Here is a 19780-nt window from a genome sequence, read left to right as displayed (position 1 = left end):
CCATGGCTTGCTGGCAGACTCCAGCTACTTGTTGACGCGATCGAGTTGGTAGTCGCACGCCTTATGTCAACGGCACATATTTCTCTTATCCGGAACGCAGTATCTTTGCGTTTTGCCTAGCAGAGTATCCAGCGCCCTGTAATGCCGCAAGAGAGACACTCCAGTCCTGGACCCCCAGGGGACGGTTGTCGTTTGCTTTCAATTGGTTATTGCCAATCCTCTTTGTGATAACTGTTGACTCTCGGTGTGTTTCGTTATGCGAGCGTTACGTCGCTCCACAATCACAAGCAGGCCGCCTACACACAAAGTCGTTGCAACCCTGATTTTTACGCAATACTCGTAGAAGAAGGGGCAATGGCCCAAACAACGCAATGACTGCTTGAGCTGGTTCGCCAGGACTTGAGTGTTGGTGAATCGCTGATGGTTGTTCACGATCATATTCTGCTGGCAGGCGATCCGGCGAAGATCGACGGGTCCGCCGTCGCCCAAGGTTGACAACATAGGTCCGCGAGTTGGGGGACTCTAGATGGACTCAGAGGAGCCAGATCCAAGCAAGAGGTTGCGGCCAATTGCCGAGCAACCAAGTCACTCACGTAACATGTCGCGGCGCGCAGTCGTGGGGGCGCTCGTTGGCCTCCCGGTGTCCCTCAGCGCCGTTGGCGCGCTGGCAGGGGGCGACTTCAAAACCGAACTCCGGTTTGATCTCAATGCTGACGGGACTGAACTGAACGTCGTGGAGTCGCCCACGAGTGGGATGAAGCTCGGATACCCCAAATCCTGGACGTTACGTCTCGCCTCTTTCGGGCCGCAGGTGAAGCTGCGCACAACACCGGTTTGGGATGATCGGGAGTGCAGGATTGAGTTGTCGAACGTCAGTTACGGTCGCGATACGGGCAGCGTCGTCTCCTTCATTTTCAATCGATTGGCCTCCGACGGCCAGTGGGGCTTGCAGTTCGAGACGGACCTGTGGCGATCTGAGGACGGATCAAACGTCCGGAACGCATTTAAGTCGGAGCAGTTGCCTTTCGCGGCCTTTGCCGATGGCGCCGTCCTGAAGCTTTTGCAGGCCATTCGCAAGGCCCGGATCGACAACACGCTGATCAATATCTTTGACGGCCACATCAAGGCGACGGGCCTCTGCAACGTCCACTTCAACCGAGATCATCAGTGGACCGTCGTTCCTCTGAAAAATAGTCGGGTCTCCGCGCTCGCTGGTGTCGTCACGTTTGAGGGCGGGTTCGTTTTCGGATGGGAGGAAGCAGCCGAGCCCGCAAAGGCTGCCGATGGGGTGTCGCTGAAGCCGAAACGGCCGGCACCTGCGTCGGTCAAAGGGATCGGCCAGGTAGCCGCGGCCTCGCACATCACCTTTTCGGGAGCGGGGACACCTACGCTCACGCTCGCCATGGGCGCTTCCGTCGGCTTCGAGGTCACGGCGTTCCCGGAGCGCCACAGCAAGGCTCGGGTTAAACTTGCGGGCACGGGATGGCAAACGACGTTGATGGCAGGCCAGTCGATCGGCTGTGGCACCTTCGTGAGCAGTCAGGGAGAACTGAGCGCCGAACTCGAGAGTCCCGCCAAGCTCGACGGCAAGGACCCGTCACTAGGCGCGGTGAAGATGCGTTTCAAAGGCATGCTTCGTGACGAGCCGTTCACGGTGACGTCTCCGGTCGGCCGGCTGAAGCTCCGGGCCGTAGAATCCACCGAACTGCAGCGGATCGCCTATAGCGACGGTCTGGCGCTGCCAGTGGACTTCAACGCCAGACGGACCGTGAGCAAGACCGCGCAGCATCAGCTGGTTGATATCTCGATCTCGACTGCGCTGGTTGAGTCCGACCTAGCGCTGCCTGGCAGCCACTACAGCCGCTTCGTCTTTGACAACGCGGCTCTTCGCTTGTTCTGGGAGCCCAACCCACTGCCGGTGCTACCGGAGAGCTACATCTGGCTCGGATCGGACCCTCCGGAGGGGCGGAGAGCCCGACTGAATCTGACAAGGGCCGCGATCCGTGCGGCCCGCGATCATGACCTTCTTAGCCTGACCTTCCGTTTCTCCAACCTTGCCCTTGTGTTCTCTCCCGAGCCCCGGATCGAACCCAAGTCTGATGCGTGTCGCGTGGTCGCGCGCGGTGTCCCCATCGAGTTCGACACTAACCTTCAGCCGAAGCCTGAAGCAGAGGTTGTCGTCCAGACGCCGCCTGCCGAAGGCGAAGCGGATGTCGCAGGCGATTCCGGTGATCAGCAGGCCGCGGATCCGACGCGCGTCACGACGCAGCCATTGCCCGCCATGACCGCACGCGACGAGCGTCCGATCTTGGTCGTCGAGTTTCCGCCGCAGCATGTCATGGAGGAAGCGCTCTTCCGTCCCGGTCTCCCCCCGCTGCCCCAACTAGAGGGGACGAGCGGCGGGACAGAAGGCGATCCGCTGGATGCGCGGCAACTCATTGCTGGCATCGCCGCGCTGCCTGTAGTGGACCGCCGCAGTAAGCGGCTGGCTTGGCGAGACGCGCGTGAAGCCGAGCCAAGTGACCAGAAGCGCAAGGACTTCTTTACGTTCTCGAGGTCCTACGAGCAGCAGGCCGGGTATCTGCCAGCGGATCAGCAGATCTATGTCGGGCCGTTTGGACTCGACGCCGACGGCCTTGCACTAGCACGCCGCGTGCAAGGGAGCGACAACGCGAAGTGGCTCGACAGCGTTGTTGACGCGATGTTTGCGGAGGCAGCGGAGCAACGCCGGCGGATCCTCGAACGTATCGCAAAGGAGGAGACGAACATCGAGGCCACGGAGGCATCTGGGACCATTAAGTTCGCGCTGCAAGTGGAACGCAAGGTCGAGGCCGCTCTGCCAACCTACCAGATCTTCCGCCGGTTCTACGCGGAGCTGCGAACCAGCGCCTATTTCAAGCAGTCGGGTGAACCCATCGGTTCGCTGCCGGAGACGCTGGAGCCCGACAGCATGGAGTATTTCATGCCCGAAAGTCGGACCGAGATAGAGTCCTGGCCGTCGCTAGGGACTGATAATCCAACCATCCTCACTGGGCTGAGCGCACGCGATGGCGACGCCCGGAGCCTTTTTGCCACCAAGATGACCGGTGCTGAGCGCGTGCCGCCTGTGGCAGCTGCACGACTGTCCGAAAAGTCGCGGCTAGCCTTTCGGGTCAACTGCACGAAGGAGAGCACAGATCACGGCGATAAGGCGCCGCCCCCAACCGCGCTCAAAAGCTTCATCGAGTTTTCGCTCGATGGTCTCACCGATTGGGCCACACATGACCTGGCCGTGGTTCGCCGTGCCGAGAGGCTGTTCGATGCGGACGTGACCGGAGGTTTCGGTTCCAGCGACCAGCGCCGGCTCAATCTCAACGACAACGACATGCTTGCCTTCCAGGGCTTTAAGTCGAGCGCATATCGCACCGCGGCAGAGTGGCTGGCCACGTTACAAGCCACCCTCATGGAACCAGGAGACCTCGACACAGCGATCGAGATTCCGGCCCGCGTGGTAATGTCACCAGCGCAGGACGCAATCTGGCGAACACCCCGCAAGTTCGACGCCGCGATCTATAGTTCGGCAGACCCGGCTGATGAGGCTGGTACGCGCCTATGGTTCACCACATTGGATGTAGGTGCACGCGACCCGGGATTGCGGGTGATCCATTCCCCCGATATGCGCCGAGGATTCATTTGGCAGCGACAGCAGCGCGCCGACAGCAAGGCGTTGTTCCCCAACGGCTCGAAGCGTCTGCCGGGCAACGGGGCGCCGCCCAGAGGCCCGGTCGCTCCTTGGTTACTCGGACCCGACGATACCGGCATTCCGTCACCTGAGGCAGTCGATGTGTTTCGCGCGGCCAAGTTCGGTACCGCCGGCATCGATGCGAACATAGATGCAGTCGCCTTTTGCGAGGAACTCGCCAAGGTCGATGGCCGCCATGTGAATGGCTTCGATCTTGGCAAGATGATCGCCTGGCTGTGCGCGCGCGCAGATGACCGGCGAAATTTCAGGGATCAGAACGAGTTTCGCACTTCGCTGGACGCCTATGATCGGCACGAGCTCACCTTACTGAGTTCGGCATATGGCCTTCCAGTTATGGGACGACGCGAACTCTCAGGTATCCTCGCAAAGAACTCGAGTCAGTTCGAGACCGATCCCGGGTTTGAAATCGCCGATGTCGAACCAGGGAGTGCCTACTATCGGCCTCGAGAACTAAACGTGCACGAGCTCACGCTGACTGCACTCGGCGGCTCGTTCCGTCACGATACCAACTTCGTACCACCGGCTTCAGCCCGCCACATCACGGGTGACAACCTCTTCGACGCCTTCTCAATCGAGCGCTGGCGTCACTGGGTAGTGCTCGGCCGGGACGTCTTTGCGGAGGTGATCTACAAGGGTTTCCTCTATCCCATCGGCCACCAGGCATCGTTGGTTAAGGTCACCGAACGCACATTTATCGAGGACGAGAGGGGTAAGGTACGCGCCTATCTAAGGCAGCGGATGTACATCCGTTGTGGCAAGCCTCAGAAGCGCTATCCGGCAATCCTGCAGCCCAATCTGGGCCGCCAGTTCCCGGTCGACGAGCTAACGATCCTCACTGTCACGACGCCCGACATTGTCGATCCTTCGTCTGCCGGCGGCCTTACACCCGACCCGAACCTGCCGGTGACCCAGCACCCTTCAGGCAGACTTATGTTTAGGACCGCCCCTGGGCTCGCGTTTTGGCCGCGGACCGCCTTGACCGATGCAGCCAACATCACGTTCGAGATGAGGATCGACGGCGTACTGACCAAGATGCCGCTGATATTCCTCGACAACGTGGCCGCTAACGACCGAGAAGCCCTTTCAGAACTGCAGGCTTACTACAACGCCCTTCCCAAGCCTGAGCAGGCACACGACAGTTACAGGCCGGGCCTTCTCCGCACTTTGGACTTGCGCGGTCAACCGATGCGGTACTGCAGCGAGACGAAGGTAGGGGAGGTCTCCTACGCAACCGATTATTGGACCCTGAAGGTCGAGGGCACACAGTCGTCGCCCCCCGGCGCAAATGGCCCCCCATGGGCTGGTGTCAACGACCGCTTTCTGTTCGACACTGTGCTGCAGGGAGCTGATCAGCCGCCGTTCTATCCAGCGATGCTACACGCAAAGGTGCGCATCAAGCAGGCCGAGCGTTTCTCGGGGCAAGGTCAGTCCGCTGCCTTGGCGCAATTCGATGGATACTTCATCGCAAACGGCCTGCCAACGACGAGCGACCCAGGCAACCCCCTTGAGGTGGTACTGAACCTCGTAGCCCCGGTTCCGATGGGCATGGGCAACAATGGCGATCGCGGCGGCGCAATGTTCCGGCCGGAGCTTGGCCTCGTCGCGCTGTCGCGGCGCAAGGGCCCCCTAGGCGGACGGAGAGGTTCCGAGAGCAGCCCGGATTTCGAACTCGGGTCACTTGCGCATTTCTATCGCGACGGAGCGCACGGCGACGACCCAAAGACGCCTCCACCTCCTGTGCCCCCGACAAACGCCACAACCCCGGCAGTATCTGCCAATGTCATGGAGCGATACTTCAAGCTGGACACAAAGTTGCTCGGCGCGGTCAGTTTGACCGACCTTGTCAAAATGCTGGGCCTGAGTGATCCAGATAAAGACCTGCCAGATCTCAAGGAGTTGGTGGAGTTCGGGGCTTCCGCCGGTGCGGCGGCTGAGCAGGGTGCGGAGGCCGGGGCTCAGGTAGTCCGGGATAACGTGCTGCTGCCGCTCCTCGACGTCGTCAAAGGGCTACGTCGACAATGGGCGGAGCTGCAGGCCAAAGTCGATGATGCACAGTCGAGTCTTCCCCAGAGCGTTCAGTTCAGTCTCCAGCAACTGTACCCCGAGATAGACACTGGGCTCGCAGAGCTCGAGCAAGCGCTTGGAACCGCTAACGAGACCGAGAATGTCATCGCGTTCGCTCTTGCCCTGTCTCAGGTGTATCAGACGGGCCGCAACTTCCTTGGTGCGCTGGACCGCGTCGCAGCCAACCCGGTGGCGCGTGTTGAGGCAGCGGTCCGCCAGCGTGTCGAACAGGGGGTCGGTGAGATCACCGGTCAGATTACGAACCTGGTTTCACGACTGGATGCGGAGCTTAAGGCAATTGGTGAGCACCTGAGCGAGAGGCTCGCCGCGGTTGTCGTCGGCGGCGTCACAGATCTCGCAACGTGGCTCCCGGTGCCCCTCCCCGATCTAGACGAGATCCTAAAAAACACTGTTCCGGCCGACGTCTCCATCCAAAATACGGCGATTGACGCAGCGAATTCGGCGTTGCTCCTGACTCGCGATCAAGTCACTGCAGCCGTCAACGCCTGCATTCCAAGTATCATCGAGAACAAACCGCGGGACGCTGCCAAGGTGTTGGTCCGCGAACTCATCAAGGCGGCCAAGCAGAACCACGCGGCCGCGCTGGTAGCTTTCGCGCAACAGGGTGGCGAAGGAGCGCTGCAGGACGGCCTCGAGGACCATGCACGATTGCTGGACCTCATCGATCCTACGGCGCCACACGACGCGGACCAAGTACTGCAGGCACTGTTCAGCGACGCCGTGGAAGCGCGCGTAAACCATATCGCTGGCATCATTGCGATCGTCTTGCGCACTCGCGACGCAATAGGCAGTGGGAACGTGCGGGAGGCCGCCGGCAGTGTTCTCGAACTCGCCGAACTCGGTCTTGGCCCTGACCGTGTCGGAGCCATCGAGACAGAAGTTCGCCGCCTGAACAATAACGTCCTCGCCGGCGCGGGCGACTTGATGGCTGAACTGCGCAAGGCATTGCTTAGCACAAAACTCTCGACTGTCACCGACACTGCCTTCTGCGACGCAAGACCCGAGGACCGGCCAGGGTTGCTGGACCTTCCCGAGGCAAACGCCAAATGGGGCGGCGCAGAGGGGTCAGTGTGCCGGCAGCTCTTTGATCTTGCGCAAAAGCTGCAGGAAGCAATCAGGCAGATCGAGGCTGCCCAAACAAGGCTGGGCGAGGTGCCGGACGCGGACAACCGCGACAAACTGCGAGCCTTCCTCGAGAAGTTTCTGGCGTCACTTGTAAAGTTCAGAGACGACGTCATCACCGCACAATGTGCTGTTGTGGCAGATGCTCAGACATTCACCGAGGCGGCAGGCGTTCTACCCTTGGAACCATCTAATGTTCCGGCAATCCTCAGCGCCCTGGAGGCGCTCGATTTTGGCAAACTGCTGGAGTCTAAACGGCGGATCGGGTTGTCGCTCCTGGTCGCGGGAAAGAGCTTTGGTGACTTCCTTTCCGAGAACCGTGAGGTTCTCATACTGGCCGCTGCGGCTGCCGCGGTGAAGTTCGTCTTCATCGACAGGCGTGTCCTTCTGGGCACCCTGACCTACGTCGACCTGCCTACCGAGCAGGAGGCGTCCGACAAGCTGACGAGACTGCAGGGAGACATCGTCAAACTGATCGCGCCCGTCGCCGGCTCCATTGCGGGCTTCATCGGTTCTGGCGGCAGCGGACTCATAGCTGGTGTCGCTGCGAAAGCTGATACCTTGGCTCAAATCGTCAAGCCGCATCTCAATGGCCTTCTTGCGACCCGCCTTGAAGAGTTTGCCGTCGCCGTTCGCTCGATCACTCCGGAATTGCGTGAGTTCCGAGCTCTTGGCGCCTTCCTCAAGAGCTTCAGCACTGAGGGGCGTAAAGAACCGTTCAAAGAGTTGATGATGGAGACGGCACCCGGTGACGGGAATTTGGCCGCATGGATTACGGGCGGTACGCCACAGGAAACCAGGCTGGGCGAGTTTGAGAAGAAGCTGACGGAGGTCGACGTCCGGTTTCAGGCAGTCGTCGTCGCGGCGCGCACCGTCCCCACAGCAGCCGCTGAGAGTGGCCTGAAGCAGGTCGACGAGAATTTCGTCGTTGTAGCGAAGGTCCTGCGAGACGTTTACGCCAAGCTCATCGAGGCCCGGGCTGCGGTTATCAGAAACCTCAGTAGCGGTGTGCCGGATGTCATCGCAAAGAAGCTCGTTGCGAAGTTGCTGGTGATCCCCGACGAGGGAGCGCCCCCTGACGAACTCGGGGAGACTAACGATCGACTGGCGGTCGAGACTTCTCGCCTCTCCGCGATTGTGGCAGCGGGAAATCCGTTGTCGGATGAGGCCAACCGGACGTTCCTTCTGACCTTCGTCGATCGTTGGGCGAAGGAGGCGTCGACACCGCTCATCATCTCCAACAACGTCACCAACCTGGTAGCCGAACTGCTACGTGGCGACCTCTTCAAGTTCATTGATGTCGGCGCGATCCGTGACCAGATCGAAGACTATCTGCTTTCTTTGATCCCGGTGCGCGCGTCGCTCGAGTTCGGGTTCGGCGGTGCCTTCAAGGATGACGGCGGCAAGGGGCTGGCCGGCGGCATATTCCTGCCTCAGAAGGGGTGCGAACTGCGGATGTCCAGCCGCGTTTCGGTAAACTTCCGCGACGGCAAGGTGGAGGCTCTGGCCAAGGGAACGATCGGCCCGTTTCACATCAAACTGGTGGGCGATTTTATCGACGCCGTGACCCTGAAATTCCGCGGCGCGAGCTTCACCACACAGGGCGGTGAGAAGCTGAAGTTCAACATTGACTACGAAGACTTCGCCATAGGCAGAGACCTCGAGTTCGTCCAGCAGCTGCAAGCCTTTCTCTCGCCAAAGGAAGGATCTGGGTTCTACTTAGTGCCGCTTCGCGGCCAGCCCGGCGTGGAGGCCGGGTATGGCCTAAACCTCGGCACCATTTCCCTCGCAACGATCTCCTTCTTTAACGTCTCGCTCAACGCCGCCGCCGTGCTGCCTTTCGATGATTCCGATGCGCGATTCCGTGGCTCGCTCTCACGCCGTGACTCGCCGTTCACGATCTCCGCGGCGCCGTATGGTGGGTCCGGTTATTTCGCGGTTGAGGCCAACGCCAAGGGTATCGTCGGCTTCGAGGCTTCGTTCGAGTACGGGGGCGCCGCTGCCTTTGCGTATGGCCCGCTGCAGGGGTATGGACGCCTGATGGCAGGTGTCTACATCCGACACCTCAAACTCCCCGGACAGCCATCCATCACGGAGATACAGGCGACCTTCTTCGCCGGAGGGTCAGCCAGCATCTGGGTCTTCTCTTTTGGAGCGTCGCTTTACGTTCGGCTGGGGATGCTGAATGGCAATATGACCGGCGAGGCCGTCTTCACCTTCTCCTTCTCGATCGGCTTCGCCGATTTCGACTACTCCGTCCGGGTAGCGCGCACAGAAAACAAGTACAGCTCCGGCTCCGGGAGTGACAGCGGCGGTACCCAAGGGTCCCTCAATCGCTTCGATCGCATCCGGGTTGCCTCACTGATCGCCGGTGACATCGTGGCTGAGAATGACCGCAGCAAGGAGAACCTCTTCGGTGCCTCGATGGTCAATCAGACCAGGTGCATGGGCGTCGATTGGTCGACATACAGGAGCTACTTCGACGACGAGCTCACGCTGGACGAGGAGTTGGGCGCTTGACGTTACTAGCAGACGGAAAGGCTTCCAGCGGCTCTTGGGCAGGTATCTATGCACGGGTTATCGCCGCGGGGTCGGCGCGAGACGATGCCAACCAACCGACGGGCATGCTTCGCGTGACGATGCTGCTCACTCCCGATCCGGGACAAGGGGGCGTTGTACCAGAAGCGGACCTCAACGCTTGGCCAAATACCGTTCTGCAGCGGTTGCGCGAGACAGGCTGGGAGGTGCCGCTTCGCGTTCTGCGTGCTCCGGAGCCGCTAGAGGAGAACAACTGCTGGGTGCATGGCGCTCCCGACTTCGAAAACGCGACGCGGGTCACGGGGACCGCCACGCTCTTGCGACAGGCCTATGGTGATGATCAGGGGGTCCGTGCCTTGGCGATGGCCGACCTGTGGGCCAAGACGTTCGAGTGGGACAACAGTGACGTCAACGACCGTTGGGCGACCCTAAGCAGCGTTCTCGCTAGCTCGTTCGCTGGCGAGTCTATCAGCGCCGGTACAAATGTCGGCGGCACGCAGCCGAATGCGGCTGGTCCGCAGTCTGCGGTGAAGGAGAGAGGTGGCATCAGCAGCCAGAAGCGGGAGGTCGAAGCGGTGCTGCCTGTTCAGCACGGGCAGCTGGCACTAGCCCTCGATTTTCTGAGAGCGCGAGAAGTACTCGGAACTTTGGCGGGCACACGGCGACACGACGGACAAAAGGGTACCACGTTCAACGAAAAAGAGACACCGATCGACCCAGACCCGGCCACGGTCCAGAAGCTTCTCGAGGACATCCGGGAGAAACGGCGCAAGGACCTGCTCAACGCTCATCCAGGCAAATTCTACAGCGAGGTAATGGAGGCACTCGAGAACGGATGGTGCGACGTGCCGCTACCCGTACCGAGCGTTGGCAGCGCCCCGCTCGCGCTCGGCAAACTTGACGAGAACGGATTAGCGGCGGCATCGGGTCTCGCCGTTGACAGCTACCTATACGGCTCCCAGCTCGAGCAACGGATCGATGAGAAAGATCGCGCCAAACACAGGGAGCGGCAAGGTGACGGGCCGCAGACTGTGCTCAAGGGGGCTCCCGGCTCCATCGAAGTCGAAAATCAGGAACTCAACCGGCTCGGCAAAGCCAATGAGCTGCTTGTCGACGAGATCAGTCGCCGCTTCTTTGCCCTGCAAGGCACGCCGAGCCTCTCCCGGCTGTTCTGCCTCGCAATCGATCTGGACGTCGATCCGGAGGCCTTCCGCCTGCTGGCGCAGGGCGACGCAGGAAACGGCATTATGTTCCTGCTCGGAACCGACTTCGGCGATGCGGCTGCCTTTATGCGGCCAAGAACCTGGACTCTGGCAAAGCTGAAGAGGGAGGAGGGAACCAGGAGCGCTCACTTCTGGCCGGCGTCTCGAACCGAGCAATACGTCTTGAAGACCGGCAAGGCCGGTTCACCTGAGTTCTACACTCAGTACGATGGCGTCATGGTGTTAGGGGGTGGTTGGGCGCCCGGCGACCTGGCTAGTCACAATCCTCGTTTCGATCTGACCAGCCTGGATGTACGCGCCGCCACAGAGACGCACTATCAACGCCTTGTCGACCGACAGCTTTCGGCGGGCCAGGATCCTAATTCGACAGATCGGGCAACGCGAACCGAGGACCGGCAGACGCTGACCACCGCTGGGTTGATGCTGCTCGATCGAGGCCGCCAGCACGAAGCACTCGCGAAGCTCGCCAACCGTGTCCGCCAACTGGCGAGCGTTGCAAACGGAAATCTTGTCCTCGACGCCGAGGATCTGACTACCGGTTATCGCCTCGACGTCGGCGTATTGAAGGACAGCACCTACCGCTGGCGCAGCATGATGCAGCGGGTCGTGGATTTTGGGGCCAACGGAGAGGATGGGGGAACCGTGCGAGATCTGCTAGCGATTCTTGCCGGCGATCTCGGAAGCGAGCGACGGCGGGCCATGGACGCGGCGCTGCTTACAAGTCCTATCCGCTTCCTGCCGCTCGCAAGCGAAGGAGAGAAGCAAAGCGTCGACGCGATCGTCGAGGAATCGGTGGCCGTCTGGGATGGCGGGCCGATGGCAGTCGATTGTTCCGGGCCGGACGAGCGGAAGACAACGGCCGATGATCTGCCCTTTGGCCGCTCCTTATCGTTACCGAGCACGGCCACCCGACCGCCCCGTTTGCGCTTTGGCGTGCCTTACCGCTTCGGTCTGAGGGCAGTATTCGCCGGCGGCGGATCCCTGACTACCGAAGAGGTGTCAGATGTCTACGCCAAAGGCCTGGACGGAAAGTTGGCCTTTCCTCCGGCGTCGGGCATAAGGGCCATCGGCTCGCCAGCCGAGCGCCGCCGGTTCCTCAGGCACGAACGCGTTTCTGCGCCCTTCCTGCTGATGCCAGGTGACCTGGCCGAACGCAGTCTCGGGAAGATGGGCTACGAGCGCACGCCCTCCGCCATCGTCCGCAGCTATGTTGAAGAGGCGGTCATCGTTCCCGATCCGTCCACCGACTTCGACCAATTGGCTCGAGAGTTCCGCGACGCCAAGGACAGGGCGAGTCCAGATCATACGGCACGTGTTTTCGTGGCGCCTTCAGTTGCGCAAGCCTTCGCGACGATGCATTCGGTGTTTGACGAGATCGACGATGAGCGACCGAGCGACGGACTGAAGGGCGTCCGCTTCGACGCCGCGGCTGGCGGCTTCCCCTCCATGATCCAGACTACGGCGGAGGGCCTAAACGGTGACAGGTTCATCGTCGGCCGCAGCGTATCGGCTAGCACCGCGGATGCGGGCGACCTCGTGTTCGACACCCGCCCCGAGCAGGTCAGAAGGCGGCCGACGCGATACTACCCCGATCCGGCAGCCAAGTATTTCGTGCTGGCGCTCCGCCACGCCGATGGGCGTGGCTACCTTCCTGGACAGAGCCTCGTCCTCGACATCTATCCTGCCGGCACCAGCTACCCCGATGCTTTGCCCCTGTACGTCAGCGTGGAAACAACATCGCGGCGTGACAAGACGGTGCCGCTACATGAGCAGCCGATTTTGCACAAGAGTGGGGTTGTAAACAGACAGGCGGGCAAGAATGGCAATTTGGTGAAGATGATCGAAGTTGTGGCGGGCCTGGCCCCGGGCGACGACTTTCATCTAGACGTGTGGTGTGCCCCCAGTGAGGAGGCACTCGCCAGAATCTTTGCGGCCGTCGAGTCGATCGCTGCGATTGGTACCTGCACGGCGGAGCAGAAGGGCAACGAGAACAACGTCACTGCGTGCATTGCCGCGATCGGCGACCTTCTCCCAAATGCCAATCTAAAGGCGGAAATGGACAAGCTGGTTGGCTCAAATCCGACTAGGAGTGGTTATTCCGGTCCAGGCGGTATCCCTCTGCCCCCATATGGCGCGTTGAAGATGATCGCGAACGCGCTGGCCAAGAGGATGGAAACCGAGCCGATCGATGAGATAGCCGCGGTGCGAACCTTGCGAATGACGCACGCTGTTAACCGACCACTGAACCGGCCACGCTTCATCAAGGGAACGAACGAGAAACCCGCCCTAGTTGCTGCACGCCTGCTGCCGCAGGCCATCGACGATATGGTCACGAAGAAGATCGGTGACCGCCATGTCTTTGTCTATCCCGATGGCAATCCAACCATCACGCCAGGCGCTGCGGACTTCGTACTCGGCGGGCCCATCGACATCGACCTCGATACCTCTGACGGCTTCGAGATTGTCGCGAGGACTATCTCGCCTACCAGCCCTCTATTTGATGATCCGCAACGTGGCCGCAGCGCCAGACAAGTGCGCGAGGGAACCTGGCCGATCGATGTTGGCAGCAGCGAGCGGGGCGAGGAACGCAAGCCGATGAACATGGAAGACGTGTACGGCTTCCGTGTCGCCTACGGTGGCAAAGTGAGCTTTACGCCTCAGACCGTGACCCTGATACGGGCGGAAGGTATCAAGTCGCCACGTGCGTTTGCAGACGTCGCCGTGCCAGACTCGGACTACGATCGCATCAACTTGGAATGGCTGTACGGTCGTGAAAAAGGTGTACCTGGTGCGCAATGGGCAAGTCATCCACACCTTGAGGAAATGCGCTTTTCTCGCCTCCACACCTTCCCTGACCAAAAGGCGCGGGAGCTGAGCCTCGAGATCGTCTCGCTGTCACGGTTCTCCGGAATGATGCGCACGGCTGACCGCAAGGATGGCAATTGGTTCGCCAAGGGCGAAGATCTCCCTGCCTCACAGCAGTCAAGCCGGACGGACACCTCGCTCACTGTCTGGCTACAGGCGAGCGCGCGACCTAGCAAGCCTGACAGCCGCATACCGGTGCCGGTGTTCATGTGGACGCGCGAGGATCCGGTGCCCACGCGTCCAAGCTTCGTCGTCACGCGCACAAATGTGGTCCGGATTCCGCTCAAGCGCCCGTGGTTCTCGTCAGGCGAGGATGAACGACTTGGCATCGTCATATGGCCGCCAACGCTGTTCACGCAGAAGCTCTCCAAGCTGCGAGACGACAAGGTCTATGTCGAGCCGACCGAAACCGATCCAGGTCGCTATATGAACATCCCGGACTTCGAGGACGAGCATCTGGGCCCCGGTGGTGCGTTTGTGACGCGCTGGGGAGCAGATCCCATACGCGGCGGGCTCGACCAAGTGGGCCACTTCATGCCGCCCAGCGCGTTCGCCGACTACTTCGAGGATAACGGTGTCGCCGCGAATGTTCACCTGGAGGAGAATGTCAGGATACCGATAGAGGTCGATGGCACTACGGGCGCGATTGTTGAAGGGTTCAACGCCTCACTGCTGACGTACGCCCCTCGGTTTGATCCGATGGATGAAGAGTGGTTCGTTGACGTGAAAATCCGACCGGAATTCTCCACCGATCCGTTCGTTCGTCTGGGGCTCGTGCGCTTCCAAAAGCACGCGCCGCCCGACCTGCAGGTGTCACAGCCTGTTGTTGAGTGGACGCAGCTTCTTGCGGCCCGGACAGTCGACGTGGCGGTCGATGGAGTTGCTTTCGACCGGGTCAGGGTTACCGTCCGAGGGCTCTCCGCTGACCAGGCTCGCGAACGGCCAGATCAGCCAGATGATGATGAAGCCAAGTACCGCTATCAGATCCCAGTAGTACGGGTCCGGCTCGTCCACGAGGCCGTGACTGCTACGGGCGCTTCGGTGAGGCACACACTAGACCAGATCAGCGTTGACGGCGAACTGCCTGACCCTCAAATCGTTGATAAGCTCATCAAGCGCGAGAAGGCACAGAACACCATCTCGATTGAGGGCGCTGAGACGGTATGGCGTGCCAGTTTCGATAGAGTTGTTCCAGCCAAGGCCAAGGACAAGCAATCAGCCGGCTTCGGCGCCATGCTCGACGAACTCGGGCCAGGCAAGCTATTTGTCTATGTCGAAGAGGTAGAGTTCCGTCGCCCTGCGACCTACCCCCATGAGCCGCAGACGCAGGAAACGCTTGCAGCAGAGGACAGGTTCGTGGAGTCCGGCCCACGTTTTCTCGCGCGGATCGACATCGGCGAATCTGCAGCCGCTCAATCGTCAAGAGTGGAGAACGAAGAATGAGCCGGCTTTCTCTCTTTGTTGTTGCCGTCGGCACCATTTGGCCATCGGCCGGCATTGCGTGCGTGACCTTGGTCGCGCCTCCGCTCGCGTTCGAACGATCAAACTGGTCTGAGCTGGAGAGTATGGAGGTGCCCGCCGACCTCAACTCCGCGATTACTCAGGTACAGAACTTGCATGCCACAGGGCACGGTGACCTCAACATTGACCAGTACTCGATAACGCTCGACTCGATGGGGCAGTCGGCAGCGGACTTCATGAGTGAAGTCCGTGGCGATCTTGCTAACGTGCTCTTCGACGGTTCCGCATACCAGGACTTTCATGCATACGACGAACATGATGACACCCTCTGGACGAGTGAGGATGCGACGGGGGCAGTAATGGTTTTTGGCCTGAAAGACATCGCTGGTGTTATCCCAGCGGAGGACGGCGCGGTCGTCGTCTCCTGCTTTGATCCCACAAACTTCGTGTTCTCGACCGTTCAGGTCGGCTCGATGCTGACCCCTTGGGACCCGGGGCTGCATCCAGTTTCAGGCAACCGGGGCTTCGGTGTTCGTGATAACGGTGATGGGTCACTGACTTTCTTCGTAAAAGCAACCGATCGTGTGGTTGACGACGGCATGTTTTCGCTGCTGGGCGAGAGCTTCCGGGAGAAGATCTTCGCGCAAGGGCATAGCGTGTGGGTGAACATGTTAGAGAACATCACTGATCAGTTCCCGGAGAGGAACCCTCGAGACACCGCGATTTACTCCGAGCGCGTGCCGTACTGACGGCCAGCACACGGAATTGCAGGCGCAGCCACCCAACCGCGTTACCCGCTCTCCTCGCGATCCCGGGCTCGCTCATGGCATGTGACGCCCAGAGTTGCTGACGGTGCACGGAATTGAACCAGCGGCCGCTTGTGGCTCTAGGCGGAGGTTCGGCCAATAAATTGGAGCGACCACGACAGATTTGGCCGCTTCCTCAACCGGGTTCTAGCGAACTAATCGACTGTTTCTTGCGGCCAGTTTTGCATAGCCGGCATTTCGAGGGCCCCAAGTTGTGTATTCTCTGAAGGCAAATGCGAGGATCACGTGCCATGGCGATAAGAGGCCGCATTTCCGAACTTCATCCCGAGATCACGGCTTGGCGCCGCGACATCCACGAGCACCCGGAGCTCGGCTTCGACACGGTCCGCACCGCCGGGATCGTAGCGGCAAAGCTCAGGGAATTCGGGTGCGACGAGGTAGTTGAGGGCATCGGTCGTAGGGGCGTGGTTGGCATCATCGAGGGCCGCTCCAACACCCGAAAGCACGTCGTCGGCCTCCGCGCCGACATGGACGCACTGCCCATTGCCGAGCAGACCAACCTGCCCTACGCCTCGAAGGTTCCGGGCAAGATGCATGCTTGTGGCCATGACGGCCACACAGCCATGTTGCTTGGCGCCGCCAAATACCTTTGCGAAACGCGCAACTTCGACGGCAGCGTCGCCGTGATTTTCCAGCCAGCGGAAGAAAACGGAGGTGGTGGCCGCGTTATGATCGAGGAGGGGCTGATCGGTCGCTTCGGCATCCAGGAGATCTACGGCATGCACAATGCGCCCGGCTTCCCCATCGGCACGTTCGCTACCCGGGCGGGAGCGATGATGGCAGCGTCGGACGATTTCACGATCGACATTGTCGGCAAGGGTGGCCATGCCTCCCGGCCGCATGAGGGTATCGATCCAGTGGTCGTCGGCAGTCAGGTCGTCATGGCGTTGCAGACCATAGCATCCCGCAGCGCCGATCCGACCAAGGCCATAGTAGTGTCGGTGACCAGCTTTCACTCCGACGGCCACGCCCATAACGTCATTTCCGACGCCGTCCAGCTCCGCGGCACGATCCGCACCTTCGATACGGCGCTCCGCGCCCTCGGCGAAACTCGGCTTAAGTCCCTTACCACGCACACGGCGGAAGCGCATGGCGCCTCCGTCACGATAACTTGGACCGCCGGCTATCCCCCGCTGGTCAACGCCGACACAGAGGCAGGCTTCGCCGCGGTCGCAGCGCAGCGCGTTGCCGGCATCACGACCTCGATTGCCCCGATGATCATGGCCGCCGAGGATTTCTCATACATGCTCGAAGCCTGCCCCGGAGCCTTCGTCTTCTTGGGCAATGGTGACTCAGCCGGCGTCCACCATTCCTCCTACAATTTCGATGACGCCGCGATTCCGCACGGCGTGTCTTATTGGGCGGAGCTGGTGGAAAGCCGCATGCCGGTGCGATGAGGCCTCTAAAGAGACGACCACCGTCAGCGGCCCGCCCAGTCTACGGACGCCATGGCAGGGAGCTGGATGATCCCAAGCGAGCCCACACCATCCTCCTAGCATAACCCGCTACGATGGTGGCCGTGCAAGGACTCGAACCGTCCGCTTTGACCTGGATCAGACCGGGCAGTCCTCCGCGTAAGCTTTTTGTCGAGGAGGATCCCAGTGCGATATACTACGTGGATCACACCCCGAGCTTGGCTAGTGCCTTATCGAGCAATTGCAAGTGGGCAGCGGAGACGGGTGCCAGCTGGGCCACCGTCAGCGACGTGATGTAGGTGGCCCAGTTGACCTTCGCGCTGCTGTCCTTGTTATCGTTGACACGCTTTTCAAAGTAGGGTCGCCAGTCATGGTCAAGCAGATCGCTCAACCGTTCGTCTTCCTCGGCCAGACGCTGCAATAGTTTCTCCCCGACGAGCCCCTTCTTGGGGCGCGGGAGGAGCCAGCCCTGCTGGTCGGCATGATTCCAGACGTCCAACGGCCAAAGCTCCTCAAGCGCGATGGGGATGGTGATGCCGAGCTCAGACGCCGCCGTTAAATGCGGGGGCGTTTGGAGCTTGATAAGAGAGACGTGCTTCCAGTCCACGCCCTCCTTTTCGAAGCGCAAACAGGCGCCGTCCCCCTCTGCGTCGCCGTCGACGATGCCCACGGCGCCTCGGCGCTGCGCCCCCGGTAGATGCTTCGTCCGGAATTCCCATGAACGGAGCATATTGGCGACGTAGTTTGCACCCGCACGCTGTGGCGGCTCGGCGAGGAAGATTTGCTGCGCGCGCTCCGGCCGGAACACCTGGAGCAGCTTGCTGAAGACGGCATAATCGGTCGGACCCTCGACGAAGATTGTGGGCAAGTTTCCCTCGTTGAACTGCTCCAACTTCGCCTTCAGGTCCGCCGCCTGTGACGTTGCCTCTGCCAAGGCGACCTGGGCCGCCTTTATGTGCGGGGCGATGATCGCCATTGCCCCCATCGACTCGTCGAGTGAGACGCTTGCCTCCGCGGCGGATCTTGCTTCCGTGCCCGCGCTCGGACCGTCCTTAGTCAGATGGTAGGCGCTGCAGAGGCCTCGTCCGCCATCATCCTTATACATGTTGTAGAATATTGGGGAGTGGCTCGTCAGGAGCACCTGCGAGAGCTCGCCCTCGGCGAGCTTGTGGAAGGCATCTGCCAGAGCCTGCGCTCTCCGAAACTCGAGGTTGTTCTCGGGTTCCTCGTAGGCCCATATGAACGTGCGAGCTATGCCGGCTGCGTCACGGCTCCGCTCCGCGATGAACTTCAGGATAAGCGGGATGTATCGCGCTTTGATGCCGTCACCGCGGCTGTCCAACGAGATCGACTTCTCACCTGCGAGAAAGTCGAGGCTCTGGAACAGCGGTGTCAGGTCGTTGGGCAGGCTCAAGCGGGAGACGTCCTTGAGTTCGGTGCCGATGTCCTTGAGCAACCCAGACACCGCGTCCGAGATGACGTCCTCGAGCTGCCCGCTGCTCTGCCTAACGGTTTGTTCGGACGCGTTCGCAATGACCTGGAAGATTCGACCGCGCAGCGTCCGGAAGAAATCGGCGCTACGCACCGCCGGCACGTATTCGAACTGTATCCGAGACAACAGCGAAGGTACGCGGGAACGCCCTTCTATCGGCACGACGACCTCATTGAAGCCTTTGCCGCGCTTGCGCTTCTCGAGTCGAATGCCCCAATAGTCGTCCTCGTCTTGAACACCATCGGCGCGCCACCGCTTTCGCCACCGTACTAGGTCGCCGTTGTTCTCGCGGTAGGATGCGGGAAGCTCGAGATCGACTTGGACCTCGATCTCTGGCGCGCGCTTTGCCTTGGGCTCGGCGAAGCGATTGTAGTCGTCGGAGAAGTTGAACTCTGTGTCGGGATTGGTTCTGTCGTTAAAGAACAGATTCAACGCTCGCAGGACGTTTGATTTACCGCAGTCGTTATCCCCTACAATCACGGTAAGATCTGTCGCATCCATCGTCAGCTCTACGATGGACCGGAAGTTTTTGATGGTAATTTGCCTGATTTTTGGCATGTGCCCCCCTGTCAGCCCGAACTTCGCTAGAAGCCAGCCAACTGCCCCCGCTTTCTGGACGCATTCAACGGCGTTGGTCAACATGCCGAGTTTAGGGTGTGATGCTTTTCATTTCCGAGTTACTCGCTCGGTTCCGGCGAACCAAAATCTCTATCTTGCGGCCGCCAGAGCCCGAGCATCGGAGGAGGAGCGTGTCCGATTGTCACAAGCAACGATCATCGCGTACGTGTGAGGGATCGCATCTTGCGCATTCCGGATATTGGTGACCGCTCAGGGACTCGAACCGCGCTCGCCTCAGCCGTCAGAGTGTCTCCGAGCCAGTCGGCGCCAAGATCGATGTGGTCGCCCCCGCTGGCAACACCCTCGCGGCGTTCGATCTGAATGGACCGCTCATCTTACAATTGACCGCTGTAAGATGATGTGTTAGCTGTTGCCAACAAATGAGCTGGAGC

General features: G+C 60.6%; 5 protein-coding genes. 4 read left to right on the top strand and 1 reads right to left on the bottom strand.

What is annotated here, in order from left to right; genetic code table 11:
- Positions 1-640 precede the first annotated feature (640 nt).
- From AC1DV8_RS01875 to AC1DV8_RS01860, 4 genes are all read left to right on the top strand, one after another.
- Positions 641-9469 carry a hypothetical protein gene (locus AC1DV8_RS01875; protein WP_477156261.1) on the top strand — a complete coding sequence of 2943 codons (8829 nt, stop codon included), beginning with the start codon at positions 641-643 and terminating at the stop codon, positions 9467-9469.
- Entirely contained in the window at positions 9466-15018 is a 5553-nt protein-coding gene (locus AC1DV8_RS01870) for a hypothetical protein (RefSeq protein ID WP_477156260.1), read from the top strand. Before AC1DV8_RS01875 ends, AC1DV8_RS01870 begins: the two co-directional genes overlap by 4 nt.
- Positions 15015-15785: a hypothetical protein gene (locus AC1DV8_RS01865; protein ID WP_477156259.1), complete on the top strand. Its 771-nt coding sequence runs from the start codon at positions 15015-15017 to the stop codon at positions 15783-15785. The genes AC1DV8_RS01870 and AC1DV8_RS01865 overlap by 4 nt, the downstream gene beginning before the upstream one ends.
- Before the next feature lie 308 nt (positions 15786-16093).
- Entirely contained in the window at positions 16094-17260 is a 1167-nt protein-coding gene (locus tag AC1DV8_RS01860) for a M20 aminoacylase family protein (RefSeq protein ID WP_477156258.1), read from the top strand.
- 223 nt (positions 17261-17483) lie between these two features.
- Here the strand turns inward: AC1DV8_RS01860 and AC1DV8_RS01855 are convergent, their stop codons facing one another.
- Positions 17484-19328, bottom strand: a complete 1845-nt coding sequence (locus AC1DV8_RS01855; RefSeq protein ID WP_477156257.1) for an ATP-dependent nuclease — start codon at positions 19326-19328, stop codon at positions 17484-17486.
- Positions 19329-19780: the final 452 nt, after the last annotated feature.

The organism is Devosia sp. P3_B2 (genome assembly GCF_056402875.1).
This window is presented reverse-complemented; position numbering and strand designations above follow the sequence as displayed.